The 25318-nt window shown below is 65.7% G+C and carries 20 protein-coding genes and 4 pseudogenes; 14 read left to right on the top strand and 10 right to left on the bottom strand.

The window, feature by feature from the left end; all coding sequences use genetic code 11:
- Window positions 1-42 precede the first annotated feature (42 nt).
- The gene (locus G4G28_RS23140; protein WP_182990115.1) at window positions 43-582 is read left to right on the top strand and encodes a transposase; all 540 of its coding nucleotides are present in this window, start codon (window positions 43-45) and stop codon (window positions 580-582) included.
- A gap of 45 nt (window positions 583-627) precedes the next feature.
- On the opposite strand, the gene G4G28_RS23135 is transcribed toward G4G28_RS23140, so the two are convergent.
- On the bottom strand, window positions 628-1527 hold the full coding sequence (locus G4G28_RS23135) for a DUF72 domain-containing protein (protein ID WP_182990114.1): 900 nt from the start codon (window positions 1525-1527) through the stop codon (window positions 628-630).
- A gap of 150 nt (window positions 1528-1677) precedes the next feature.
- Between G4G28_RS23135 and G4G28_RS23130 the strand changes: the two genes are divergently transcribed.
- The 3 genes and pseudogenes from G4G28_RS23130 (at window position 1678) to G4G28_RS23120 (ending at window position 3564) form a co-directional block, all read left to right on the top strand.
- Window positions 1678-2349 carry a glutathione S-transferase family protein gene (locus G4G28_RS23130; RefSeq protein ID WP_182990113.1) on the top strand — a complete coding sequence of 224 codons (672 nt, stop codon included), beginning with the start codon at window positions 1678-1680 and terminating at the stop codon, window positions 2347-2349.
- A 6-nt stretch (window positions 2350-2355) separates the two neighbouring features.
- A pseudogene (locus G4G28_RS23125) lies at window positions 2356-3131 on the top strand (5'-3' exonuclease H3TH domain-containing protein).
- Between the two features lie 19 nt (window positions 3132-3150).
- A complete protein-coding gene (locus G4G28_RS23120; protein ID WP_182990112.1) occupies window positions 3151-3564 on the top strand; it encodes an ANTAR domain-containing response regulator in 414 nt (137 codons plus the stop codon).
- On the opposite strand, the gene G4G28_RS23115 is transcribed toward G4G28_RS23120, so the two are convergent.
- Window positions 3551-4279 carry a helix-turn-helix domain-containing protein gene (locus G4G28_RS23115; RefSeq protein ID WP_183107863.1) on the bottom strand — a complete coding sequence of 243 codons (729 nt, stop codon included), beginning with the start codon at window positions 4277-4279 and terminating at the stop codon, window positions 3551-3553. The two genes, G4G28_RS23120 and G4G28_RS23115, sit on opposite strands and share 14 nt — an antisense overlap.
- 231 nt (window positions 4280-4510) lie before the next feature.
- Here G4G28_RS23115 and G4G28_RS27140 point away from each other — a divergent pair, with 231 nt between their 5' ends.
- Both G4G28_RS27140 and G4G28_RS27135 read left to right on the top strand, forming a co-directional pair.
- Complete coding sequence (locus G4G28_RS27140) at window positions 4511-5680, top strand: GAF domain-containing protein (RefSeq protein ID WP_229507788.1); 1170 nt, start codon at window positions 4511-4513, stop codon at window positions 5678-5680.
- The gene (locus tag G4G28_RS27135) at window positions 5641-6324 is read left to right on the top strand and encodes an EAL domain-containing protein (RefSeq protein ID WP_229507787.1); all 684 of its coding nucleotides are present in this window, start codon (window positions 5641-5643) and stop codon (window positions 6322-6324) included. Before G4G28_RS27140 ends, G4G28_RS27135 begins: the two co-directional genes overlap by 40 nt.
- 108 nt (window positions 6325-6432) lie before the next feature.
- Here the strand turns inward: G4G28_RS27135 and G4G28_RS27800 are convergent, their stop codons facing one another.
- The 3 genes from G4G28_RS27800 to G4G28_RS23095 form a co-directional block, all read right to left on the bottom strand.
- Window positions 6433-8157: a methyl-accepting chemotaxis protein gene (locus G4G28_RS27800; RefSeq protein ID WP_183107862.1), complete on the bottom strand. Its 1725-nt coding sequence runs from the start codon at window positions 8155-8157 to the stop codon at window positions 6433-6435.
- Between the two features lie 276 nt (window positions 8158-8433).
- On the bottom strand, window positions 8434-9540 hold the full coding sequence (gene mnmA, locus G4G28_RS23100) for a tRNA 2-thiouridine(34) synthase MnmA (protein WP_182990108.1): 1107 nt from the start codon (window positions 9538-9540) through the stop codon (window positions 8434-8436).
- Window position 9541: 1 nt separating this feature from the next.
- Complete coding sequence (locus tag G4G28_RS23095; protein WP_182990107.1) at window positions 9542-10039, bottom strand: NUDIX hydrolase; 498 nt, start codon at window positions 10037-10039, stop codon at window positions 9542-9544.
- Window positions 10040-10446: 407 nt separating this feature from the next.
- Here G4G28_RS23095 and G4G28_RS23090 point away from each other — a divergent pair.
- From G4G28_RS23090 to G4G28_RS23080, 3 genes and pseudogenes are all read left to right on the top strand, one after another.
- Window positions 10447-11557: pseudogene (locus G4G28_RS23090) on the top strand (Re/Si-specific NAD(P)(+) transhydrogenase subunit alpha).
- Between the two features lie 21 nt (window positions 11558-11578).
- Complete coding sequence (locus G4G28_RS23085; protein WP_182990105.1) at window positions 11579-11926, top strand: NAD(P) transhydrogenase subunit alpha; 348 nt, start codon at window positions 11579-11581, stop codon at window positions 11924-11926.
- A complete protein-coding gene (locus G4G28_RS23080; RefSeq protein WP_182990104.1) occupies window positions 11923-13392 on the top strand; it encodes an NAD(P)(+) transhydrogenase (Re/Si-specific) subunit beta in 1470 nt (489 codons plus the stop codon). The genes G4G28_RS23085 and G4G28_RS23080 overlap by 4 nt, the downstream gene beginning before the upstream one ends.
- A gap of 103 nt (window positions 13393-13495) precedes the next feature.
- Here the strand turns inward: G4G28_RS23080 and G4G28_RS23075 are convergent, their stop codons facing one another.
- The 5 genes and pseudogenes from G4G28_RS23075 to G4G28_RS23055 all read right to left on the bottom strand — a co-directional run bounded on the left by G4G28_RS23075 (window position 13496) and on the right by G4G28_RS23055 (window position 18932).
- Window positions 13496-14068, bottom strand: coding sequence for a hypothetical protein (locus tag G4G28_RS23075; protein WP_182990103.1), 573 nt, complete (start codon window positions 14066-14068; stop codon window positions 13496-13498).
- Between the two features lie 547 nt (window positions 14069-14615).
- A pseudogene (locus tag G4G28_RS23070) lies at window positions 14616-15807 on the bottom strand (FAD-dependent monooxygenase).
- Between the two features lie 2 nt (window positions 15808-15809).
- Window positions 15810-17141, bottom strand: a complete 1332-nt coding sequence (gene pepP / locus G4G28_RS23065) for a Xaa-Pro aminopeptidase (protein ID WP_183107861.1) — start codon at window positions 17139-17141, stop codon at window positions 15810-15812.
- Window positions 17138-17857: an N-acetylmuramate alpha-1-phosphate uridylyltransferase MurU gene (gene murU, locus G4G28_RS23060; RefSeq protein WP_182990101.1), complete on the bottom strand. Its 720-nt coding sequence runs from the start codon at window positions 17855-17857 to the stop codon at window positions 17138-17140. The genes pepP and murU overlap by 4 nt, the downstream gene beginning before the upstream one ends.
- Before the next feature lie 16 nt (window positions 17858-17873).
- Window positions 17874-18932, bottom strand: a complete 1059-nt coding sequence (locus G4G28_RS23055) for an aminoglycoside phosphotransferase family protein (RefSeq protein ID WP_182990100.1) — start codon at window positions 18930-18932, stop codon at window positions 17874-17876.
- A gap of 95 nt (window positions 18933-19027) precedes the next feature.
- Between G4G28_RS23055 and G4G28_RS23050 the strand changes: the two genes are divergently transcribed.
- The 5 genes and pseudogenes from G4G28_RS23050 (at window position 19028) to G4G28_RS23030 (ending at window position 25166) form a co-directional block, all read left to right on the top strand.
- Window positions 19028-21253: an LPS-assembly protein LptD gene (locus tag G4G28_RS23050; protein ID WP_182990099.1), complete on the top strand. Its 2226-nt coding sequence runs from the start codon at window positions 19028-19030 to the stop codon at window positions 21251-21253.
- 57 nt (window positions 21254-21310) lie between these two features.
- A complete protein-coding gene (locus G4G28_RS23045) occupies window positions 21311-22726 on the top strand; it encodes a peptidylprolyl isomerase (RefSeq protein WP_182990098.1) in 1416 nt (471 codons plus the stop codon).
- Between the two features lie 4 nt (window positions 22727-22730).
- Window positions 22731-23803, top strand: a pseudogene (gene pdxA, locus G4G28_RS23040) (4-hydroxythreonine-4-phosphate dehydrogenase PdxA).
- A gap of 18 nt (window positions 23804-23821) precedes the next feature.
- On the top strand, window positions 23822-24598 hold the full coding sequence (rsmA, locus tag G4G28_RS23035; RefSeq protein WP_182990097.1) for a 16S rRNA (adenine(1518)-N(6)/adenine(1519)-N(6))-dimethyltransferase RsmA: 777 nt from the start codon (window positions 23822-23824) through the stop codon (window positions 24596-24598).
- 376 nt (window positions 24599-24974) lie between these two features.
- Window positions 24975-25166, top strand: coding sequence for a hypothetical protein (locus G4G28_RS23030; protein ID WP_182990096.1), 192 nt, complete (start codon window positions 24975-24977; stop codon window positions 25164-25166).
- The last annotated feature ends 152 nt before the right edge of the window (window positions 25167-25318 follow it).

Raw genomic sequence — 25318 nt, 5'->3', positions numbered from 1 at the left:
AAAACAGCGCGCCCGCGCTGCATCGCCCTACGATGCCGCACCATGCCCCGCTACCGCCGCCAATTCGCTGGCTCCACCTATTTCTTCACGGTCGTCGCCTACCGCCGCCGCACCATCCTCTGCGCGCCGATACTGCGCACCGCCTTGCATGACGCGATCCAGACCGTACGCCTGACTCGGCCTTTTGGGATCGACGCCTGGGTACTCATGCCTGACCACATGCACTGCATCTGGACCCTGCCGGAAGGGGATCCCGACTACGCGGCGCGTTGGGCGGAAATCAAACGTCATGTTGTCAACGCTTGCAGGGACCGGCTACATGATCCCAGCCTGCTGACGCGGGCAGCGAGGCAGCGCAATGAATCGACGATCTGGCAACGGCGGTTTTGGGAGCACCAGATTCGCGATGAGTTCGACATGGAGAAGCATGTGGATTACATCCATTTCAACCCGGTCAAGCATGGGCAGGCCAGGCGGGTTGGCGATTGGCCGTATTCGACCTTCCATCGTTATGTTCGGGATGGGATTTATTCGGCGGATTGGGCGGGGGCGCCGGACATTGCGGACGCGGATTTGGAGTAGGCGGTGGTGGTATGCAGGTGTAAAGCGTGGAGTCAGGACTCCACCCTACGTATTCGAAGAATCAAGCGGTGCGTCAGCCAGCCCGAGCGCCGCAATCAGCCGCTGCGCATCGTACGGCGCATGCACCTTGATATCGTTATCGAAATAGCAGTACACATCCCGGCTGGTGCGCTTCGGCGGCGCGTGCGCGGACACGCAGCGGTCTTCCTTTGGCTGCCCGCCCGTCCTCCATGCGCGGATGCGCGCGGCCCACTGCTCGATCGCCTCGTCGTCATAGCCACTGGCATACAGTTCCTTGTCGCCATGTAGCCGGATGTAGACGAAGTCGGCGGTCACGTCCTCGACATGCGGCCAGCGGCCGGCGGTGTCGGCGACCACCAGCGCCACCTTGTACTTGCGCAGCAGGGCGATGAAGCGGGCGTCCTCGAAACTCTCGTGGCGGATCTCGACGGCGTGGCGCATGGGGCGCTTCGCATCCATCACCAGCGACACTTTGCCCTCCATGCGCGGCTGGTATTGCAGTGCGCGTGCAAGGGCGGCCTCGGTATCCTGCGGCAGCAGGCTCAGGAAATGCTCGAAGCGCTCCGGATCGAATTTCACCATCTGCGGGAACTGCCACAGGAAAGGCCCGAGTTTTTCGCGCAGCTCGAACACGCCCGAGGCCAGCACATTGGCCAGCGGTCCCTCGATGTCGTTCAGCTTCAGCATGTGGGTGATGAAGCGGTTGCCCTTTACCGCGAACACGAAACCCGGCGGCGTGGCGCGGTACCAGGCCGCGTAGCTTTCGGGCCGCTGCAGGGAGTAGAAGGAGCCGTTGATCTCGATGGTCGGCAACTGGCGCGAGGCGTAGTCGAGCTCGCGCGTCTGCACCAGGCCGGGAGGATAGAACACGCCGCGCCAGGGCGTGTAGCGCCAGCCGGATATGCCAATGTAGATTGCACCCATGGGCCCATCATAGAGGGGGCGGCAGGGCGCCTCGGTGCGCTGACGAACGGTGCCGTGGCGCGGGCGCAAGGCAGGCGATTGGCTGCCCATCTTTTTGTAATCACGCAACAGTGCTAAGCTAAGGGTCCTTCCTTTTGCCGCCCTTGCGCCATGATCATCGTCCATCACCTGAACAATTCGCGCTCGCAGCGCATCCTGTGGCTGCTCGAGGAACTCGGCCTGGACTACGAGATCAAAAAGTACCAGCGCGACCCGAAGACGATGCTTGCGCCCGCCGAACTGCGCGCGGTGCACCCGCTCGGCAAGTCGCCCGTCATCACGGATGGCGACACCGTCGTGGCCGAATCCGGTGCGATCATCGAGTACCTGGTCGAACGCTACGGCAAGGGGCGTTTCGTGCCTGCGGCCGGCACGCCCGAAAAACTGAAGTACACCTATTTCCTGCACTTTGCGGAGGGCTCGGCGATGTCGCCGCTCCTGATGAAGCTCGTGTTCGACCGCATCGAGAATGGTCCGATGCCCTTCTTCGCCAAGCCGATCGCGCGCACCATCGCGCGCAAGGTCAAGGACACCCTGGTACACCCGAATATCCAGGCCCAGCTGGGCTACCTGGAATCCGAACTCGCCACGTGCGGCTGGTTCGCCGGGAACGAATTCTCCGCCGCCGACATCCAGATGAGTTTCCCGCTGGAGGCCGCAAGCGCGCGCGCCGGGCTGGGGGCGCAGTACCCGCGCCTGACGGCCTTCCTGGCACGCATCCACGCCCGCCCCGCCTACATCCGCGCCCTCGAGCGCGGCGGCAAGTACGACTACGCACGGTAAGCACGCATGGCGAAGCTGCTCGCGATCGACGGCCTGAACATCGTGCGCCGGGTCTACGAAGCCAGCCCGGAGCCCGACTCCGACCTGAAGGCCAGCATCGCCTTGCGCCATGCGTTCTCGTCCTTCCGCAATCTGCTCGACGCTCACGCGCCGACCCACGTGCTGGCCGCCTTCGACTACGGCGGCCCGACCTGGCGCCACGCCCTGTACCCGCGCTACCGGGAACACCGCGCGCCGATGCCCGCGTTCCTGCGCGACGCGCTGCCGGAATTCCACGCGCGCCTGCAGGGGCCGGCGTGCCGGTGGTGACCGTGCCCGAGGTCGAGGCCGACGACGTCGTCGCCACCTGCGTGATGCGCTGGCTGACCGAAAACCGCGGCGAGGCGATCGTCGCCACCACCGACAAGGACCTGCACGTGCTGATCGCGCGCACGGCGCACTGGTGTGGGATCATTTCAAGGGCGAGTGGCATGATGACGCCTGGGTGCGCGCGTTTCGGCGTGGCGCCCGAACTGCTGCACGACCTGCTGGCGCTGATGGGCGACGCCACCGACGGCGTGCCGGGCGTGTCGAAAATCGGCATGAAGACGGCGGCGCGCTTGCTCAATGCTTATGGCAGCCTGGATGCGGTGATGGCCGGCGCCGGCATCCTGAAAACGCCGCTGGGCGAGCGCCTGCGCGCCGAGCGCGACATCCTGCTGCTGTCGCGCCAGCTCGTGGAGCTGAAAACCGACGTGCGCCTGGGCGTCACGTGGAAGATGCTGGCTTACGATTCACACTGACATACGTAAGGACGGGGCAATGCTCAAGGCAGTGATAGTGGACGCGAATGCGATTTCGCGCGGACTGTTGAATACGGTGCTCACCGATGGCAGCTACGAGGTCGTCGGCCAGGGCCACACGAGCCAGGGCGCGCTGCAGCTGGCCACCAGATTCCGCCCCCAGCTGGTCTGCATCGCGCGCGAGCAGGTCGAGGACGGCAGCGACGTGGTCGAACAGCTGCGCGCCTTGCTGCCGAAATCCTTCATCTTCATGGTCTCCGGTACGCTCGACGCGCCGACCATCGAAGCCGCCCTCGCACGCGGCGTGCACGGCTTCATCGTCAAGCCCTTCAAGGCCGATGCGGTGCTGAAAACCATCCGCAACACCGTCATCGCCGCCGTGCGCAAGCAGCAGGCGAACGCCAGCTCCAACGCCAACCCTAGCGACGCCTGATCTCGTCCATCGCGATCGCGGCCAGTTCGCCCAGCGCGCGCATTTCGCGCTCGCGCAGACGGCGCGGCTCGTGGTCCATCACGCACAAGGCGCCCAGCCGGTAGCCGTGGGCGTCGCGCAGCGGCACCCCGGCATAGAAACGTACATACGGCGCGCCGGTGACGAGCGGACTGGCGGCAAAGCGCGCGTCCAGGCGCGCATCCGGCACCACCATCGGCTCGTCGCGCAGGATCGTCCCGTTGCAGAACGCGTCTTCACGCGCCGTCTCGAGCAGGGCGATGCCGACGCGCGACTTGAACAGCTGGCGCTGGGCCGTCACCAGCGTCAGCGCCGCCAACGGGCAGGCCGTCACCTGCGCCGCCAGCCAGGTCAGGCGGTCGAACACCGCCTTTGGCGCAGCGTCGACCAGGCCGCTCGCACGCAGCGCCGCCAGGCGTGCCTGCTCCTGGGCCGGCAGGACGGTCGTGGCGGCCGGCAGAAAGTCGCGGGCGTGCGCCGCCGGCTCGGCGTGCAGGCTGCCGCGCTCGCGCAGCAGGGCGCTGACGTCGCTCAGGCGGATGCGGCGGTGTCCGCCCGGCGTCTTCCAGGCCGGCAGGACGCCGTTTTCGATCCACAGCTGGGCGGTGCTGACGGCGATGCCGAGCAGCTGGGCCGCCTGGCGCGTGGTCAGGACCGGATCGCTGCCGGCGGCGTCGTCAAGAAGGGACGCGTGCATGTTGGTTTTTCCAGGATTGCGATAACTGTTCGCTATTTTACCGGCGGAAACAACAAAATTGCCGGAAATGATGATGCTCGCCACGGCATTATTGCTGAGCAGGGACAATTCTGTCGCAAATCTGCCAGAATGGCAAATAATTGTTGACGCAAGGCAATTTGACGATCAGAATGAATTCATCATTTTCATCATTTATAGATCGGCCCCGGCCGGCAGTGGACAAGGATCGCCATGAGTCATCAACACCTGCCGGCACCGGAAGCAGCCCGCCTCGACGCGCTGCACAAGCTCGACCTGCTCGATACGCCACCGAACGAAGCCTTCGACCGCATCACCCGCATGGCCGCCCAGCTGTTCCAGCTGCCGATCGCGGCGGTGTCGCTCACCGACGCCAACCGCCAGTGGTTCAAGTCGCGCGTCGGCGTGGACCATCGCGCAATCCCGCGCGAACGCGCGCCCTGCGCGCAGGTGGCCGACAGCGGCGCCCTGCTGGTGATTCCCGACCTGCGGGAAGATCCCTACTACCGCGACAGCAACCTGGCCGCCAGCGGCGTGCGTTTCTATGCCGGCGCGCCCCTGATGACGCGCGATGGCTACTGCCTGGGCGCGATGTGCGTGCTCGGCCTCCAGCCGCGCAGTATCGGCGACCGCGAGCGCGCCGGCCTGGCCGACCTGGCCGCGATGGTGATGGCGCAGATCGAGCTGCAGCATGCGATCGGCCGCATCGACCCGGTCAGCGGCGTCCCCAACCGCAACCAGTTCGCCGAGGACCTGGCCGACCTGGCGCTCGAGCGGCCGGCCGGCGAGCCGCGCTTCGCCGCGCTGGTGAGCCTGGCCACGCCCGAACAGCTCAGCAGCGCAGTGCGCGCGATGGGCACCTCGTATGTCGACGAGATCGTGCTGGAGACGGCGCGCATGCTGCGCGCGGCGCTCGGTCCGGCGCGCAAGCTGTACCACGTGGGGACGACCCAGTTCGCCTTCGTGGCCGAGCCGGATGTCGATCCCGCACGCTTTTGCGAGTGGCTGCATGCCTGGCTCGACCTGCGCGCCGGCACGACCATTGCCCGCTTCGTCACCACCACCACGATCGGCGTGGTGCCGTTCGCGGTCGGCCAGGCCGATCCGGTCGACCTGCTGCGCGACCTGTTCAGCGCCGCCCACGACGCCATCGAAGGCTCGGACCGGGTGCGCCTGTTCTCGGCCGAGCAGAACGCCGCCTTCATGCGCCACTTCCGCATCGTCAACGACTTCGGTGCGGCGCTCGCGGACGACAGCCAGCTGCGCCTGGTGTTCCAGCCGAAGGTCGAGCTGGCAACGGGCCGCTGCCATGGCGCCGAGGCCCGCTGCGCTGGCGCCATCCGGTGCTGGGCGACATCTCGCCCGGCGAATTCTTCCCCGTGATCGAGCAGACTTTCCTGGCGCGCGCCACCACGCGCTGGGTGATCGAGCAGGCGCTGCGCCAGCTGGCGCAATGGCACGCCGCCGGCATGCACCTGCAGCTGGCGGTCAATGTCTCGGCTGTGAATTTGCTCGAGCCGGACTTTTGCGAACACGTCCTGGCGCGGCTGCGTGCGCACGGCCTGGAACCGGGCGCGCTGGCGCTCGAGATCACGGAAAGCGCGCTGATGACCAACCGCGCGCTGGCCGGCGCCACCCCGGAAGCGCTGGCTACGAGCGGCGTGCAGCTGGCGATCGACGATTTCGGCACCGGCTACAGCAGCCTGGCCTACCTGCAAAGCGTGCCGGCGAAGGTCGTCAAGATCGACCAGAGTTTCATCCGCGACGTCGACAGCGACGAGCGCAGGCGCGCGCTGGTCGGCACCATGATCACGCTGGCGCACGACCTGGGCCAGGTGGTGGTGACCGAGGGCGTGGAGACGGCATCGGCGGCGCGCTTCCTTGCCGGCGCCGGCTGCGACCAGGTGCAGGGCTATCTGTATGCCAGGCCGCTGGCCCCGGAAGAATTCGCGCGCTGGATTCGCGCCGAAGCAGCACCGGCGCGTCCGCGTGCGAAGTGCAAGAGCGCGGCCCTGGCCTGCGCCTGAAGTCCGCCACAGTACCGTGCAAATGAAAACGGCGCAGCGACTATCGCTGCGCCGTCGTTAGCGCCTGCCGTCCGGACGGGCAGCCGGCACGCGTTCCGGAACGCTCGCTTAAAACTCTTCCCAGCCGTCGGCACCGGCGCTCGCCAATTGCGCCTTGCCTGCGCCCGCCTGCACGTTGGCGCTCGCCTGCGGCTTGGCGCTCGTGCGCGGTACCGCCGGCCTGGACAGGCGCGGGGCCTTGGCGGCGGCGGCCGCTGCCGCTGCCGCTGGCTGGACACGGCCGGCATCGCCGCCGGTACGGAACACCGCCACCGTGGTTGCCAGCGTCGCTGCCTGGCTGCGCATCGCGTCCGCGGCGGCCGAGGTTTCCTCGACCAGCGCGGCGTTCTGCTGGGTCACCTGGTCCATCTGGTTGACGGCCTGGTTGATCTGCTCGATGCCGGCACTCTGCTCGCGGCTGGCGGCACTGATTTCGCCCATGATGTCGGTGACGCGGCGGATGCTGTCGACGATCTCCTGCATCGTGTCGCCGGCTTCGCCGACGAGGCGGCTGCCGTCGCCGACCTTGCTGCTGGAATCGGCGATCAGGCCCTTGATGTCTTTCGCCGCGGCAGCCGAACGCTGCGCCAGGTTGCGTACCTCGCTGGCGACGACCGCGAAGCCGCGGCCCTGCTCGCCGGCCCGGGCCGCTTCCACGGCGGCATTGAGCGCCAGGATATTCGTCTGGAAGGCGATGCCGTCGATGACGCCGATGATGTCGGTGATGCGCGCCGACGAATCGTTGATCGCATCCATGGTGCCGACGACCTGGCTGATCACATGGCCGCCGCGTTCGGCGACCGTGGAGGCGGCGTCGGCGAGGGTGCTGGCCTGGCGCGCGTTCTCCGCGTTCTGCTTCACGGTCGAGGTCAGCTCTTCCATCGAGGACGCCGTTTCCTCGAGCGCGCTGGCCTGCTGCTCGGTGCGGCTTGACAGGTCGAGGCTGCCGGCGGCCACCTGCGACGAGGCCGATGCGATCAGGTCGGTACCGGTGCGCACCGTCGAGACGGTGGCGACCAGGCTTTCGTTCATCTTCTTCAGTGCTGACAACATCTGGCCGAGTTCATCCGTCGTGTTCACTTCGATCTGGCTGGTGAGATCGCCCGCGGCGACGGTTTCGGCAATCGCCAGCGCGCGCGCCACCGGACGGGTGATCGATATCGTGATGCGCCAGGCGATCAGGCCGGCCAGGACCAGGATCACCACGGCCAGGGCGACCATCGTGCGCACCGTATTGTCATAGGTACGCCCCGCTTCGGCGACGGCCTTGGTAGCCAGGCTGCTTTGCAGCGTGATCTGCGCGTTCAGGGCCTTGCGGTATTCGCCCAGCAGCGGGCGGTACTGATCCTTCAGGAAGGCGGCGGCCTGGTCGAGCTCGCCGGCGCTGATATGGCGCAGCAGGGCATCCTGCGCGGTGACCGCCTTCGCGTTGTAGTCGAGGCTGGTGCTCATCAGAGCCTTGCCTTCGACGCTGGCGATGGTCTGCTGCAGTTCGGCCAGGGTGGCATCGATCGCGGCGCGCGCTTTCTGGATGTCCGCGGTTTGTGCGGCACGGTCGGCCGGGTCGGCGTTGAGCATCATGTTGCGCAAGGCGATCGAAATCGTGTTCACCTCCGTCAGGACGGCATGCGAAGCCGCGATCTTCGGCATGCGGTCGTTGGCGATGTCGCTGGTGTCCTGGTTGATGCGGGCGAGCATGGCCGTGCTGAACAGGACGATGACGAGAAGGAAGGCGCAGAGGATGCCGAAGCCGGCGAAGAGGCGCGTGCGGACACGCAAGTTTGCAATGTTCATGTTATTGACGTTTTCTATGATTTTCTCAAAACCAGTAAAAACGTCCCGTCAGAGGGTGGCCGGTTTCGATTTTGCCGGATGGCAATGAAGAGTAACGGCTTGCCCAGTGGAAACTCAAGGCGAGACTGCGAAATATCCCTTGAATGTACAAAATGTGTTGCGTCGGCACCAAAACAGGGCGTGCAAGTTGCCAGACGTGCAAAAGCAGGCGCCTGCGGCAGCGCGGGCAGGGAACGGAGAGAGGAGAGAGGCGGGACCGGGCGGCCCCACCGGTGTTCAGGCGCCGAGGGCGCCGTCGATGATGCCGCCGCCGAGGCAGATGTCGCCGTCGTAGAGCACGGCGGACTGGCCCGGCGTGACCGCCCATTGCGGCTCAAGGAAATCGAGCGCGAAACGGTCCGGCCCATCGGCCAGCACTTCGCAGGGCACGTCGGCCTGGCGGTAGCGCGTCTTGGCCGACAGCATGCCGCGGGCCGGCGCTTCGCCTGCGACCCAGCTGGCCTGGCCGGCTTCCAGCCTGCTTGATAACAGCCACGGGTGGTCGTGACCCTGCACGATGTACAGCGTATTGGTCGCCACGTCCTTGCGCGCGACGAACCACGGCTCGCTGGTGCCATCCGCATTCTTGTGCGACTTCAGGCCGCCGATGCCAATGCCCTTGCGCTGGCCGAGCGTATAGAAGGACAGGCCGATATGTTCGCCGACGGTCTGCCCGTTATCGAGCTTCATCGGGCCCGGCTTGTGCTGCAGGTAGCGGTTCAGGAATTCGCGGAAAGGGCGCTCGCCGATAAAGCAGATGCCGGTCGAATCCTTTTTCGCCGCGTTCGGGAGTTTGAGCTTTTCGGCGATCTTGCGCACTTCCGTCTTCGGGATTTCGCCAAGCGGGAAGAGCGACTTCGACAACTGCGCCTGGTTCAGGCGGTGCAGGAAATAGCTCTGGTCCTTGGTGTGGTCGAAGGCTTTGAGCAGCTCGAATTGTCCAAGCGGGTTTTCGCGCACGCGTGCGTAGTGGCCGGTGGCGATCAAATCGGCACCGAGCTTCATCGCGTGGTCGAGAAAGGCCTTGAACTTGATTTCGGCGTTGCAGAGGACGTCCGGGTTCGGCGTGCGGCCGGCCTGGTATTCGCGCAGGAATTCGGCGAACACGCGGTCCTTGTATTCGGCGGCGAAATTGACCGCCTCGATGTCGACGCCGACCACGTCGGCCACGCTGGCCGCGTCGATCCAGTCCTGGCGCGTCGAGCAGTATTCGGAATCGTCGTCGTCTTCCCAGTTCTTCATGAACAGGCCGACGACATCGTAGCCCTGTTCCTTCAGCATCCAGGCCGCGACCGAGGAGTCGACGCCGCCCGACATCCCGATCACGACTTTTTTCTTGCTCATGTTACGTCCGGTCCGTTGTTAACTCTTCTGCAAATACCGAGGGATGGGTGTAGAGCAGGCCCAGGTCGGTGCGCTTGCCAGCCAGGTAATCGTCCACGCATTGCAGCACGATGGGGCTGCGGTGGCGATGGCTGGAGGCCGCGATTTCGTCGCGCGTCATCCACAGTGTACGCAGGATGCCTTCGTCGAGCGGCTGGTCGTACTGTTTGCCGGCGCTGCCGCAGAAGGTGAAGCGCAAATAGGTGACGTCGGCATTGCGCGATTTCGAGTAATAGCGCGACATGTACATGCCCACCAGCCCGTTCGGGATGAATTCGTGCGCTGTTTCTTCCAGCGCTTCGCGCACGACCGCCTGTTCGAGCGATTCATACGGATCGAGGTGGCCGGCCGGCTGGTTCAGCTTGATGCCTTCGCTCGTCTCTTCCTCGATCAGCAGGAAACGGCCATCGCGTTCGATGATGGCGGCAACGGTGACTGACGGTCTGAAGGTATGGGTCATGCGCGTCCTCGACAAATGAGCCGATATTCTACAGCGCGGCGCAAACCGTTGCTCGCCAGTACGTGTGCAGTGCAGCAAAAATACGCCAAAAGCCTTGATTTGATACAAAAAAACGCGACCTTGCCGCCAGGCTGTATCGCTTTCGGGCGCAAACTACCCGTCTTGCCCGGAACCTATCTCAGTAGAGAATGAGTCGTTGCTGACGCGCCTGACAAGCGGGTGCTGCGTTGCTCGTCGTTGCATGGCTCGCCATGCGGCCTCCTCGCGCCTTGCCCTCGCTCGCCATGCACTGTCATCAACTTCCTCCTCTCTACTGAAATAGGTTCCAGCCTGTCACTTCTGGTGGTGAGAATGGCTGTGTTTACGTGTTAGATTGTGAAGATAACATCAACAGCAAGGAGGAATGCATGAGAATCGGCATTCCGGCCGAAACACGGCCGGGCGAGACCCGCGTAGCGGCAACTCCGGAAACAGTCAAGAAACTGACGGGGAAACACCAGGTCGTCGTACAAAGCGGCGCCGGGCTGCATGCGGCGGTCACGGACGAGGCCTATGCCGCGGCCGGGGCCAGCATCGGCGGCGCCGACGAGGCCTTCGCGGCCGACCTGGTCCTGAAAGTACGCGCCCCGAACGAGGCCGAACGCGCGCATGCGTCCCGGCACCGTGGTCGTCGGCATGCTCAATCCTTTCGACAGCGAGAACATCGCCGCCATGGCAGCGAGCCGCCTGACCGCGTTCGCGCTGGAAGCGGCGCCGCGCATCACCCGCGCGCAGTCGATGGACGTGCTGTCCTCCCAGGCAAACATCGCCGGCTACAAGGCCGTGATGCTGGCGGCGAACACCTATCAGCGCTTCATGCCGATGCTGATGACGGCCGCCGGCACCGTGAAAGCGGCGCGCGTGCTGATCATGGGCGTGGGTGTCGCCGGCCTGCAGGCGATCGCCACGGCGAAACGCCTGGGCGCCGTGATCGAAGCCTCGGACGTCCGTCCACCAGTCAAAGAGCAGGTCGAGTCGCTGGGCGCGAAATTCATCGACGTGCCTTTTCTGACCGACGAAGAGCGCGAGATCGCGCAAGGCGTGGGCGGCTATGCGCGCTCGATGCCGGCGGACTGGATGCGGCGCCAGGCGGAGCTGGTGCACGAGCGGGCGAAACTGGCCGATATCATCATCACCACCGCGCTGATCCCCGGCCGCGCCGCGCCGATCCTGATTCGCGAAGAAACGGTACAGGCGATGAAGCCGGGCTCCGTCATCGTCGACATGGCGATCGAGCAGGGCGGCAACTGCCCGCTGACGGAAGCGGGCAAGACGGTGGTAAAACATGGCGTGCACATCATCGGCGAGCCGAACCTGGCGGCGCTGGTGGCGGCCGACGCCTCGGCCCTGTACGCGCGCAACGTGCTCGACTTCCTGAAGCTCGTCATCGACAAGGAAGACAAGCTGGTGATCGACCGCGAGGACGAGATCGTTCGCGCCACGCTGCTCTGCCTCGACGGCGAAGTGTTGCGCAAATAAGGTATAGGAAAAGGAACCCCCATGGAAATCAGCCACACCATCATCAACCTGATCATCTTCGTGCTGGCCATCTACGTCGGCTACCACGTCGTCTGGACCGTCACGCCCGCGCTGCACACGCCGCTGATGGCCGTCACCAACGCCATCTCCGCCATCATCATCGTCGGCGCCATGCTGGCGGCAGGCCTGACCGAAGGCGCGCTGGGCCAGACCATGGGCACGATCGCCGTCGCGCTGGCGGCCGTCAACGTGTTCGGCGGCTTCCTCGTCACCCAGCGCATGCTGGAGATGTTCAAGAAGAAGGAACCGAAGCGCGCGCTTGACGCGGGCACGGCGCAGAAGATCCAGGCCGCGAAGGAGGGCGCATGAATCACATCAGCATGAACATGGTCACGCTGTTCTACCTGGTGGCCTCGGTATGTTTCATCCAGGCGCTCAAAGGCCTGTCCTCGCCTTCGTCCGCACGCCTCGGTAACACCTTCGGCATGGCCGGCATGGCCATCGCGGTGGCCACCACGGTCGCCCTGATCTTCAAGCTGCAGGCCGAATTCGCCTATGGCGCGGTGACCGGCGGACGCATGGGCTTCCCGCTGGTGCTCCTCGGCGTGGCCGGCGGCGGCGCGATCGGCGCGCTGGCTGCCAAGCGGGTCGAGATGACGAAGATGCCGGAACTGGTCGCGGCCATGCACTCCCTGATCGGTCTTGCGGCCGTCTGCATCGCGATTGCCGCCGTGTCCGAGCCCTGGGCCTTCAACATCGCCACCCGCGGCCAGGCGCTCCCCTTCGGCAACCGCCTGGAGCTCTTCATCGGCACCTTCGTCGGTGCCGTCACCTTCTCGGGTTCCGTGATCGCTTTCGGCAAGCTGTCGGGCAAATACAAGTTCCGCCTGTTCCAGGGCGCGCCGGTGCGCTTTGGCGGCCAGCACATCCTGAACCTCGTCATCGCGATTGCCATCGTCGCCCTCGGCCTCGTGTTCTGCTTCGACGAGGCGGTGGCGCCGGCCTGGACGCCGTTCGCCATCATGGCCGCGCTCTCGTTTTTGCTGGGCGTGTTGATCATCATCCCGATCGGCGGCGCCGACATGCCGGTGGTGGTGTCGATGCTGAACTCGTACTCGGGCTGGGCGGCGGCAGGCATCGGGTTTTCGCTGAATAATTCGATGCTGATCATCGCCGGCTCGCTGGTGGGCTCGAGCGGGGCCATCCTCTCGTACATCATGTGCAAGGCGATGAACCGCTCCTTCTTCAACGTCATCCTGGGCGGCTTCGGCGGCGAGGCGGCCGTCGATACCGGCGGCGCGAAAGAGCAGCGCCCGGTGAAGTCCGGCTCGGCCGAGGATGCCGCCTTCATCCTGCAGAACGCCGAATCCGTGATCATCGTGCCGGGCTACGGCCTGGCCGTGGCGCGCGCCCAGCACACGGTGAAGGAACTGGTGGATAAACTCACCGCCCACGGCGTGACGGTGCGCTACGCCATCCACCCGGTGGCCGGGCGCATGCCGGGCCACATGAACGTGCTGCTGGCCGAAGCCGAGGTGCCCTACGACCAGGTCGCCGAGATGGAAGACATCAACGGAGAATTCGGCCAGACCGACGTGGTGCTGGTGCTGGGCGCGAACGACGTCGTCAACCCGGCGGCAAAGGATCCGAAATCGCCGATCGCCGGCATGCCGATCCTCGAAGCCTATAAAGCGAAAAGCATTATCGTCAACAAGCGCTCGATGGCATCGGGTTACGCAGGCCTGGACAACGACCTGTTCTACCAGCCGAACACGATGATGGTGTTTGGCGACGCGAAGAAGGTGATCGAGTCGATGGTGAAGGCCGTGGAGTGAATGAGGCCGGGGGTCTCATTCACGCGCTGCGCGCTTATTCGACGGCGTAGGCCGTGCGGCTGTGCCGCCCGATGGTGATCGGCCACACCCGGTCACCCGCCCCTTAGAACACCTCTCCCCCGATCTGTTTCCCGTCCACGACAATCTTGACGCTGACGGTGAGCAGCGCATACGCATGGATCTCGACCAGGAAGGCCGAGCCGTCCTTGCGCGGGACCTGCGCCGACATCATCACGCGGCGCTTGTCGAGCGCGAGGAACTCGCGGTTTTCGGCGACCTGTACGCCGTCGACGAACAGCCTGGCGCCGCCCGTCCACGAATTGCGCACGATGATTTCGTGTCCTTCATGCACGGCCACCCACTCCTTGGTGAACCACTCTTTCGATGCCGACGGGGCGAAGCGCTGCTGCGCGGCCTGGCGCGTGATGCCCATCAGCGCCCCGAGTTCGGCCCACGAGCGCCCGGCGCCACGTGCACGCTGCACGGCTTCCTTCTGCAAGCCCTCGCAGATCTGCAAACCCGCGCTGCTGGCGGCAACCAGGCGCGAGGCATTGAGCGCCTCGTCACCTGGGTCCTTGCTGAGCGACGCATGGTCGATCACGGCCGATTCAATGGCGCGATGCAGGCTGGCGCGCTGGGTGGCAGACAGTTCGGTGGGTGTGGCGGTGGTGGTCATGGGTCTCCCTGGTCGAGCAGCTTGTCAAGACTTCTTGACGTGTCAAGATTAATTGACAGCGCAAACCGTGTCAAGAAAAATTGACGCAATCTTTGGTGACGGGAGGGTAGGCGTACTTGTCGTAGGGTGGGCTTGTCATTGAAGCCCCCGGCTTCAATGACCCCACGCTGTCTTACCAGTGAATGAGAGGCGCCGTGAACGACAGTGGAAATGCATTCATGTCGCGACCAGGCGAGACCAGGTTGGGTCTGCGATACCTTGTCCGCGACGCCGATGAACTGACGATGACACCGCGTGGGCTCAAGAGCCCACCCTACGGTGGCTTGGGCTGCTGCGGCGTAGGGTGGGCACTCCGTGCCCACGCGGTGCGGCGCATGCGGATCGAAACGGTATTTCGATGGACGGACCTCAAGTCGCAGGGTGGGCACGCTTTGCCGATCGAACCATCGTTTCGACGTTCACGCGCTGCAACGCGTGGACTCGGGAGTCCACCCTACGAACGATGGCTGCTGGCGTCCCCTTGCATACGCTGCCGCTGTACTGCGAACTACCCTTGCCGGTGCGGCATGAACGACGACCCGCCGCGCCGCCCGTACATCATGAGTTCGGCCAGCAGCGTGCGCGCCGGCTGCACGGCGTCGAGCGCCGCCAGGCCCAGGCCGAGCACCGATTGCAGCGGCCCGCTGCCGACAAAGGCGCGCGCCATCGTGTCGGTCAGGGCGATGGTGAGCTTGCGGTCTTGCGCGCGCTCGTCGAGGAAACGCTGCACGGCTTCCGGTCCGGGACAGCGTGCCAGCAGGCGTGCCAGCACGGCGGCGTCGCGCAGGCCGAGGTTCAGGCCTTGTCCGGCCACCGGGTGCAGGGTCTGCGCCGCGTTGCCAATGGCGACCGTGCGCGTGGTAGCGCGCGCTTCGGCGTTCAGGCCGAGCGGATAGGTGATCCGTGGCGATACCCGGGTAAAACGCCCAAGGCGGCCGCCAAAGGCCTCTTTCAATTCATCCGAAGCGCGCTTCCTCCATCGCCTGCAACTGCTCGGCGCGCGCCGGAGCGACGCACCAGACCAGCGCGTAGCCATGGCCGTCAGCGCCGTCCTGCGGCAGCAGCGCCAGCGGGCCTTCGTCGGTAAAACGCTCGAAGGCGCGATGCGGGATCGGGCTGGCGGCCGTGACGCGGGCGATGACGGCGCTCTGGCCATAATCGCGCGTCTGCGATTTGTCTTCCTGCTGGCCGAACACGCCGCCTTCGGCACCGACCGCCACCTGCGCAGTCACGGTACGGCCGTCGTCGAGCCTCAAGGTGACGTGTTCGCCGCCTTCGTCGAGCGCGGCAACGCGGGCCGGACGGATCACCTGCACGCCGGCGCGGTCGACCGCACGGGCCAGCGCATCGACGACCTCGCCGTAGCGGGTGACGTAGCCGAGCGCCTCCAGGTCGTGTTCGCTGCGGTCCATCAGGCTGCGCCCGAAGTGGCCGCGGCGCGAGACGTGGATGCTGTGGATGGGCGTGGATGCGTTTGTGGACGACAGCGGCCAGGCGCCGACTTCCTCGAGCAGCAGGCGGCTGCCCCAGGCCAGCGCGATCGAGCGCGGGTCGGAAATTGACTGGCCGAGCGCGCGCGCATCAATGAGGGCGATGCGCTTGCCCTCGATGCCGCGCCGCGCCAGCAGCGCCGCCAGAACCAGGCCGACCGGCCCGGCGCCGCAGATGGCGATATCGACATTGTCCTGGTGCTGCTCCATCTTCACGCTCCCTTCATTGCCGCTTCGATGTCAGGCACCGTTTTCGGTGCCGCGTCCGAGAGCACCCGCGCCCCCGCATCGCCGACGATCACATCGTCCTCGATGCGGATGCCGATGTGCCAGAACTGCTCGGGCACGTCCGGCCCAGGACGCACATAAATGCCCGGCTCCACTGTCAGCGCCATGCCCGGCACGAGAGGCCGCGAAGGCTTGCCTTCGCGCGCCAGGTCGCGGTAGCTGCCGGTGTCGTGCACGTCCAGTCCCAGCCAGTGGCCGGTGCCGTGCATGTAGAAGCGGGTATGGGCGCGCTCGGCCAGCACGTTGTCGACGCTGCCATATTTCGCGCGATCGAGCAGGCCGTGTTCGAGCATGCCCTCGACCAGCACATTCACCGCCGCGTCGTGCACGTCGCTGTAGGGCCGGCCGGGGACGATGGCGGCAAGTGCCGCTTCCTGGGCGCGCAGCACCAGTTCATACAAGCGCTTTTGTGGTTCGCTGAAACGCCCGTTCACCGGGAAGGTGCGCGTGATGTCGGCGGCATAGCTGTCGAATTCGCAGCCGGCGTCGATCAGCACCAGGTCGCCGTCCCGGGTCTGCGTGTTGTTGGCGCTGTAGTGCAGGATGCAGGCGTTGGCGCCGCTGGCGACGATCGGGGTATAGGCCGGGGCCTGGGCGCCATGGCGGCGGAATTCGTGGAGCAGCTCGGCCTCGAGTTCGTACTCGAACATGCCGGGACGGGCAGCACGCATGGCGCGCGCGTGGGCGCCGCCCGAGATGGCGGCCGCGCGCGCCATCAGCGCCTGCTCGCTCTCGTCTTTTACCAGGCGCATCTCGTCGAGCAGCGCCAACAGGTGGTGGCTGCGGCCTGGCGCCGTCACGCCGCTGCGCGACTGCGCGCGTACGGCTTTCAGCCAGCCAGCCACTTGCGCATCGAGCGCCGCATTCTGCGCGATCGCGTAGTACAGGGCAGGGGCGTTGGCCAGCAGGCAGGCCATCTGCGCATCGAGTTCCGACACAGGCCAGGCCTCGTCGAAGCCGAAGGCCGTGCGCGCGGCCTCGGGGCCGTGGCGGAAACCGTCCCAGATCTCGCGCTCGACATCCTTCGGACGGCAGAACAGGATCGAACGCGCGGGCGTACTTCCCTGCGCGGCCACCAGTACCAGCACGCTTTCCGGCTCGGTGAAACCGCTGAGGTAATAGAAATAGCTGTCGTGCCGGTACGGGTAGTCGGCGTCGCCGTTGCGCACGGTTCCCGGCGCAGTGGCCAGCACCGCCACGGCGCCTGGCTCCATGGCCTCGACCGGGCGCGCGCGGCGGGCGGCAAACGGGGTCACTGGCCCGACCTCTTCGCCAGCGGCGCGTTGAGTTCCTCGAGCTGGCGCACGGTGCCGACGTTGACCCAGGGACCGTGGTAGATTTCGCCGCCGACGCGGCCTTGCGCGATGAACTTGCGCATCAGCGGGCCGAACTTGACGAATTCGCCCGGGGCGATGCCGTCGAACATTTCGCGGCGATACACGCCGATGTTCCCGAAATTCCACTTCGGATCGCCCTCGTTCGAGAGCGTATACATGTCGATGCCGAAGTCGCCTTCAGGGTTGTGCCACGGGTTCGGTGTCAGGTACAGCCAGGCGATGTCGCGTTTATCCGCGGGGATAGGCTGGCCGACCGCGTCCTTGTCCGGCAGCGCGTCGAACACCTGCGTGAAATCGAAATAGGGTGCGTAGATGTCGCCCGACAGCGCCACGAAAGGCTCGTCGCCAAGCAGGTGCAGGGCGTTGGCGATGCCACCCGCCGTTTCCAGCGGGGTCGGTTCGTGCGAATACTGGATGCGCGCGCCGTACTGGCTGCCGTCGCCCAGCGCCTCCTCGAGCATGTGGCCGAGGTAGGAGTGGTTGATGACGATGTCGTGGATACCTGCGCGCACCAGGTTCAGGATGTGCCAGACGATGAGCGGACGGCCGCGCACTTCCAGCAGGGGTTTCGGGCAGGCGTCCGTCAGCGGACGCATGCGTTCGCCGCGGCCGGCAGCGAGGATCATGGCTTTCATGGGGCTATCCGGAAAATCAGAAGGTGTAGCCGACCTGCGGTGCCTTGTCCTCGAACGCGTCGAGCAGGCGCAGCAGCGGCTTGAGTTCAGTGTAGCGGTTGGCGGTCTTGCGCACGTAGTCGAGCACGGTCGGCAAGTCGCCCATGTAGATCGCCTTGCCGTCGCGGTAGTTCAGGCGGCAGAAGATACCGAGGATCTTCAGGTGGCGCTGCAGGGCCATGAACTCGAAGTCGCGGTAGAAGGCGTCGATGTCCGGGTTCACCGGCAGGCCGACCTGCTTGGCGCTTTGCCAGTAACGGACGACCCAGTCGAGCACGATCTCTTCGTCCCACTGGATGTAGGCGTCGCGCAGCAGCGAGCCGAGGTCGTAGGTGACGGGGCCGTAGACGGCGTCCTGGAAGTCGAGCACGCCCGGGTTGCCACTGTCGAGGAACATCAGGTTGCGCGAGTGGAAATCGCGGTGCATGAACACCTGCTGCTGGGCCAGCACGTTCGACGTGATCGCCTCGAACACTTTATCGAGTTGCGCCTGCTGTTTCTCGTCCAGGGTCACGCCCAGGTGGCGCCCGATGTACCACTCGGGGAACAGGTTCATTTCGCGCAGCACGAAGGCACGGTCGAACTCGGGCAGCACGCCCGGGCGGCTGGCCATCTGGAACTTGATCAGGGCATCGACCGCATCCGAGTACATGAAGGCGGCATTGTCGGCATCGAGACGCTGCAGGTAAGTCGTGGTGCCGAGGTCCGACAGCAGCAGGAAACCGCGCTCGACGTCGCGTGCGACGATGGCCGGCACGGTGACGCCGGCGTCCTGCAGCAAGCCTTGCACGTGGATGAAGGCGGGCACGTTTTCGCGCTCCGGCGGGGCGTCCATGGCGATCAGCGTGTCGCCCAGTTTCGCGCGTAGCGCGGGCGCCACATCGAGGCGGAAGTAGCGGCGGAAACTCGCATCCGACGAGGCCGGCCGGCGCGAACCGGTGTCCACCAGGCCCGTCGTGCCCAGCCATTCGGTCAGCAGTGCCAGGCGCGCGTCCTGCTCGGCGGAATTGGGGGTGTTTTGATACAGAGAAGACATGAAACGTCCAGGTAAAACCGGTTGAGGGAGGCAATTCCCATATAATAAGGGATTCAATCCAAAAAATCGCCCTTTATGGTGCAGCCCAAGATTCCATGAGCTGGTTTACGGCCCTACCATTCCCGCAGCGGCGGGCATTTGCCTTGTCCGCTCTCGTCACCGTGGCCTCGGGGCCCTTGCATGCGCAGGTCGCTCCGGCCGCGTCCCATGCAGACGAACAAGACCTTCCCGTTACCGTGCGCGCCGAGGAGATCGGCGGCCGTCCTGACCGCGAGATCAACCTCAGCCGCGACGTCGAAATCACCCGCGGCCAGTCGAAACTGAAGGCCGATACGGCCTGCTATCGCCTGGTCGAGGACGAGGTCACGGCCAGCGGCAACGTCCAGATGTGGCGTTTCGGCGACCGCTACCAGGGCGATTCGCTGCAGATGAACATGTCCACGGGGCGGGGCTGGGTGCTCAACCCGAAATACCACCTGCAGATGAACAATGCGCAAGGGGGGGCGGACCGCATCGACTTCCTCAGCGAAGACCAGGCCCTGGTGGTCGACGGCACCTACAGCACCTGCGAAGGCCCGAATCCCGACTGGTACCTGAAGTCGAGCACGCTGCGCCTCGATTCCGGGCGCGACGTCGGCACCGCTGGCAAGACCGTCATCTATTTCAAGGACGTGCCGATCCTGGCGACGCCGGCGCTGTCGTTCTCGCTCTCGGGCGCGCGCCGTTCCGGCTGGCTGCCGCCGACGCTCGACTTCGGCGCCAAGGGCAAGTCCGAGATCATGGTGCCGTATTACTTCAACATCGCGCCGAACCGCGATTTGACGGTGTTCCCGCGCATGATGTTCGACCGCGGCCTGCAGCTCGGCGCCACGGCACGCTACATCGGCGAGACCAAGCGTGGCACGTATGGCGGCGAAACCCACATCGAAGTCCTGCCGAACGACCGCATCACCAAGACCGACCGCTGGCTGGTCAATTCGGTACATAACCAGACCCTGGCACCGGGCTGGGGCGCCGGCTGGAACCTGAACGCCGCCTCCGACGACGAATACCCGAGCGACTTTTCGCGCACGGTCTCGACCAGCGCCGAGCGCCAGTTGGTGCGCGAGCTCTATACCAGCTACGGCACCCAGTACTGGAGCCTCTCCGCGCGCGCCCAGAACTTCCAGATCCTGCAGGAGCCGGCGTCGAAAGCCGACCCGCGCCTGACGATTCCGCGTCCTTACGACCGCCTGCCGCAAATTAATTTCCACACCGGGCGCTACGACGTGAAAGGCTTCGACTGGGCCTTCGATGCCGAGGCGACGCGCTTCGCGCATCCGACCTTCGACACCGGCAACCGCCTGGTGGCCGTGTCGCAGGTCAGCTACCCCTGGATCCAGCCTGGCTACTTCATCACGCCGAAGCTGATGCTGCACGCGACCAAGTACGCGATGGACGAGAATTCGCGCAGCCCGACCAACCGCACCAGCCTGTCGCGCACGCTGCCGATGTTCTCGATCGACAGCGGCATGGTGTTCGAGCGCGACGCCAAGCTGTTCGGCACCGCCGTCACCCAGACCCTCGAGCCGCGCCTGTTCTACGTGCGCACGCCCTACAAGAACCAGGACGAATTCCCGAGCTTCGATACCGGCGAGGCCGGTTTCAGCTACGCCCAGCTGTTCAGCGAAAACCGCTTCGTCGGTGCCGACCGGGTGTCGGACGCCAACCAGCTGACCGCGGCCGTGGTGTCGCGCTTTATCGAGCCGGACGGCGCCGAGCGCCTGCGCATGGCCATCGGCCAGCGCTTCTATCTCACCGAGCCGCGCGTGGGCCGTTCGCCGAACGGCCAGGGCAAGTCCGACCTGCTGCTGGCGGCGTCGGGCCGCATCATCGATAACTGGAACTTCGACAGCAGCGTACAATACGATGCGACCGGCAAGAGCGTGTACAGCCAGAGCCATGGCGTACGCTTCACCCCGGGGCCGATGAAAGTGCTCAACGCCGAATACCGTTTCGTGCGCGACAGCTTCCGCAATGCCGACATCTCGGCGCAGTGGCCGCTGTCGATGCGCTGGTACGGCGTCGGGCGCGTCAGCTACTCGCTGCGCGACCACAAGGTGCTGGAAAGCCTGGGCGGCCTGGAATACAAGGCCGATTGCTGGGTCTTCCGGATGGGGGCGCAGCGCTTCGTGACGGCGGCGCAAGCCACCTCGACGCGCATGTTCTTCCAGCTCGAGCTGAACGGCCTGTCGCGCCTGGGGCTTGGCAATCCGCTCGATTCGTTTTATAAGTCTATTCCCGGCTATACCCGGCTGAACACCAACGTCGGCCGTCCTTGACCGGGCCCCGAGCTGGACCCTGGATGTTTTTTGACCTGAATGAGTGCTTCCCAGATTATGCGTACTATCCGTTTGCATCACCTTAAGCTCGCAGCGGCGCTGCTGTGCGCGCTCACGGCCAATGCGGCCCTGGCCCGGGGCCCCAGGCCCGCCGCCGCTCCTGCACAGGCCGCCGCCAAGGCGGAAGCCAAGGCGGAAGCCAAGCCCGGTAGCGGTTTCCTGCCGCCGGCCTCGAGCAACGCGAACGTCGTCGACGCCATCCGCGTCGTCGTCAACGACGAGGTCATCACCCGCAACGAGGTCGACAAGCGCGTGGCCCAGATCGCCGCGCGCCTGCGCGCGCAGAACGCGCAGCTGCCTTCCCAGGCCGACCTCGAACGCCAGGTGATCGAAGCCATGGTCGTCGAGCGCGCCCAGCTGCAGCTGGCCAAGGAAATGGGCGTGCGCGTCGACGACCGCATGCTCGACGCGGCGATCGGCCGCATTGCCGAGGGCCAGAAGATGTCGGTCCAGGAAATGCGCAACCAGATGGAAAAGGAAGGCATGACCTTCGTCCAGTTCCGCGAAGAGATCCGCAACGAGATCATGATGCAGCGCCTGCGCGAGCACGAGGTCGACGCCAAGATCCAGGTGTCCGACGCGGAAGTCGACACCTACCTGGCCGCTGTGAAGGCGGCCGCCGCCGAACGCGTCGAGATGGACATTGCGCAGATCCTGGTGGGCATTCCTGCGAATGCCACGCCCGAGCAGATCGCCGCGCGCCGTGCCCGTGCCGATGAAGTGGCGCGCCAGCTGCGCGCCGGCGCCGACTTCGCGAAAATGGCCGCCACCTATTCCGACGCGCCCGATGCCCTCAAGGGCGGCGCCATCGGCTGGCGCGACCCGGACCGCCTGCCGCCGGCGATCTCCAACGAACTGCGCAAACTCAGCCCCGGCCAGGTCACGCCCGTCCTCAAGGGCACTGCCGGCTTCCACATCATCAAGCTGGTCGACAAGCGCAACCTGGCCAAGGAGCCCGAGCAGGCGACGGCCCAGCAGGTCCACGCCCGCCACATCCTGATCAAGCCCTCGCCGACGCTGCCGGCGGCGGAAGCCCGCCGCAAGCTGGCCGAGATCAAGGCCAGGATCGAGAGCAAGGCCGCGAGCTTCGAGGACATGGCACGCCAGAACAGCCAGGACAGTACCGCGGTCAAGGGCGGTGAACTCGGCTGGCTGACCGAGGAAGACGTGATGCCGGAATTCGCCACCGCGATGAATGCCCTGCCGACGGGCAAGATCTCCGACGTGGTCGAAACCCCGATCGGCCTGCACCTGATCGAAGTGCTCGAGCGCAAGACCGAGGACGTGACGAAGGAGAAGGAGCGTCTGCAGGCACGCCAGGTGATCCGCGAACGCAAACTCGGCGAAGCCATGGAAAACTGGGCGCGCGAAGTGCGCGACCGCGCCTACGTCGAGTACCGCGAGGAGGGCTGATCCCATGGCCGCACCGCTGACCGTGCGCCCGACCCTGGCGCTCACCGTCGGCGAGCCGGCCGGGATCGGTCCCGAGATCGCCATCCGCGCAGCCTGGGCGCTGCGCGAAGAGGCCAATTGCGTGCTGGTGGGCGACGCCGCCTTCCTGTCGCTCACGGCCAGCCTGATCGACCCAGGCATCCGCCTGTCGGCCCTGTCGATCCAGGCGCTGCGCAATGGCGGCCTGCCGCACTTCGGCCGCGAGCGCGTGGCCGTCGTCGACGTGCCGCTCGCCGCCCACGTGGTGCCCGGCACCCTCGACGCCGGGAACGGCCGCGCCGTGCTGGCCACGCTCGACCTGGCCATCGAAGGCGTCAGGGCGGGCTGGTTCGAGGGCATGGTCACCGCGCCCTGCAGAAAAGCACCATCAACGAGGCCGGCATCGCCTTTTCCGGCCACACCGAATACCTGGCCGAGCAGACCGGCACCCCTGTGGTGGTCATGATGCTGGCGGGGCAGCCGGCGAATGACCAAGCTTACCTGCGCGTCGCGCTGGCCACCACCCACCTGCCCTTGAAAGACGTGCCGGGCGCGATCACCGAGGAGGGCCTGGCCCGGGTGCTCGACATCCTGCACCGCGACCTGCGCGACAAATTCGGCATCGCCGCGCCGCGCATCCTGGTCACGGGCCTGAACCCGCACGCGGGCGAGAACGGCTACCTCGGGCGCGAGGAAATCGATGTCATCGCACCGGCCCCGGCGGCGGCGCGCGCCCGCGGCATCGACGCGCGCGGACCCTATCCGGCCGACACCCTGTTCCAGCCGAAATATCTGCAGGACGCCGACTGCGTGCTGGCGATGTACCACGACCGGGGCCTGCCTGTGCTCAAGCACGCGACCTTCGGGCGCGGCATCAACGTCACGCTCGGCCTGCCGCTGATCCGCACCTCGGTCGACCACGGCACCGCGCTCGATTTGGCGGCGCAGGGACCCGGCCTGGCCGACTGCGGCAGCATGGTCGAGGCGATCCGCGCCGCCATGCACATGGTCGCGGCCAGCAAAGGCGTGGCGAGCAAGGGCGCTGGCCGCACCATCTGAAAAATCACGAAAGCACCAATGAAACACGTCGCACGCAAGCGCTTCGGCCAGAACTTCCTGACCGATAACCAGGTCCTCTCCGATATCATCGATGCCATCGGCCCGCGCCGCGGCGAGACGATGGTCGAGATCGGGCCGGGCCTGGCGGCAATGACGGCGCTGCTGCTCAAGCAGCTCGACCACATGCACGTGGTCGAACTCGACCGCGACCTGGTGGCACGCCTGGAAAAAGCCTATCCACGCGAAAAGCTGACCATCCACTCGGGCGACGCCCTGAAATTCGATTTCGCCTCGATTCCGGTACCGGAAGGGCAGAAGCTGCGCGTGGTCGGCAACCTGCCGTACAACATCTCGAGCCCGCTGCTGTTCCACCTGGCCGAGTTCGCCCACCTGATCGAGGACCAGCATTTCATGCTGCAAAAGGAAGTGGTCGAGCGCATGGTGGCCGAGCCCGGCACCAAGGCCTACGGCCGCCTGTCGGTGATGCTGCAATGGCGCTACGACATGGCCCTGATGTTCATCGTGCCCCCCACCGCTTTCGATCCGCCGCCCCAGGTGGACTCGGCCATCGTGCGCATGGTGCCGACCCGGCGCAAGCTGGCCGCCGATGGCCCCACCCTGGAAGCGGTGGTGCAGAAGGCGTTCTCCCAGCGCCGCAAGGTGATCCGCAACTGCGTGGCGGGCATGTTCACCGAACAGCAATTGACCGACGCCGGCATCGACCCGGGCACCCGTCCGGAAACGGTGAGCCTGGAGCAGTACGTGGCGCTGGCGAATATTCTCAAGCCGGCCTGACCCCTGCGTGGGTGGATGGCGCCACCTGGTGCCGTGCACCGGCGCGGCCAAGGTGCCGTCCACGTGTTCAAACCGGCTTCGCTCCCTCTCGCGGTACTTCACACGTGCGTTGAACGCGTGGGCGGCGCACACGCCGGCGGCAAGCCACCTTCCTGGTATAGCCGCCCACCCTACGAAACAAGCCGATTGGCTCATCCGTGGTGCGCCGCACAAGCGCCTGGAACACGGTATATCGCCCTTTTGCGCGCTTCATCGCGCCCTTTTCGCAGTTCGTCGCACGCCGATGGAAGCGGGGAGGGGCCATGGTTAAAGTACTCCCATCGACAGCCCGCTTGCATACGAAAGAGGGCAACCACCAACCGAAGGGAGTACTGAAATGAACGTCCTCAAACACATGGAAACGCTGTTCCTGGTCGCTGCCCTCGTCGCGGGCGTCGCCACCTACGCCAGTGCCGAGAGCTACAAGGCGCAGGTGCGCGCCGACGAGATGGTGTCGGTCGGCAACCAGCAGATGGCGGTGGTGAAGGTCAGCGGCAAGCGCCTCGTGGGCGAGACCAAGCTCGGCTAAGCAGGACTTGCCCGGGCTGCGGGCAAAAAAAAGCCCGCCGTTGCGGGCGGGCTGAATCCAATTCTTTTCTGAGGAGAGTTGGAGGAGACAGAAGCATTATGCTGCACTACAACATATACGTCTAATTTTCTTTCGAAATGATCGACATCGTT

The organism is Massilia sp. Dwa41.01b, from assembly GCF_014171775.1.
Lineage (GTDB): Bacteria > Pseudomonadota > Gammaproteobacteria > Burkholderiales > Burkholderiaceae_D > Telluria.
This window is presented reverse-complemented; position numbering and strand designations above follow the sequence as displayed.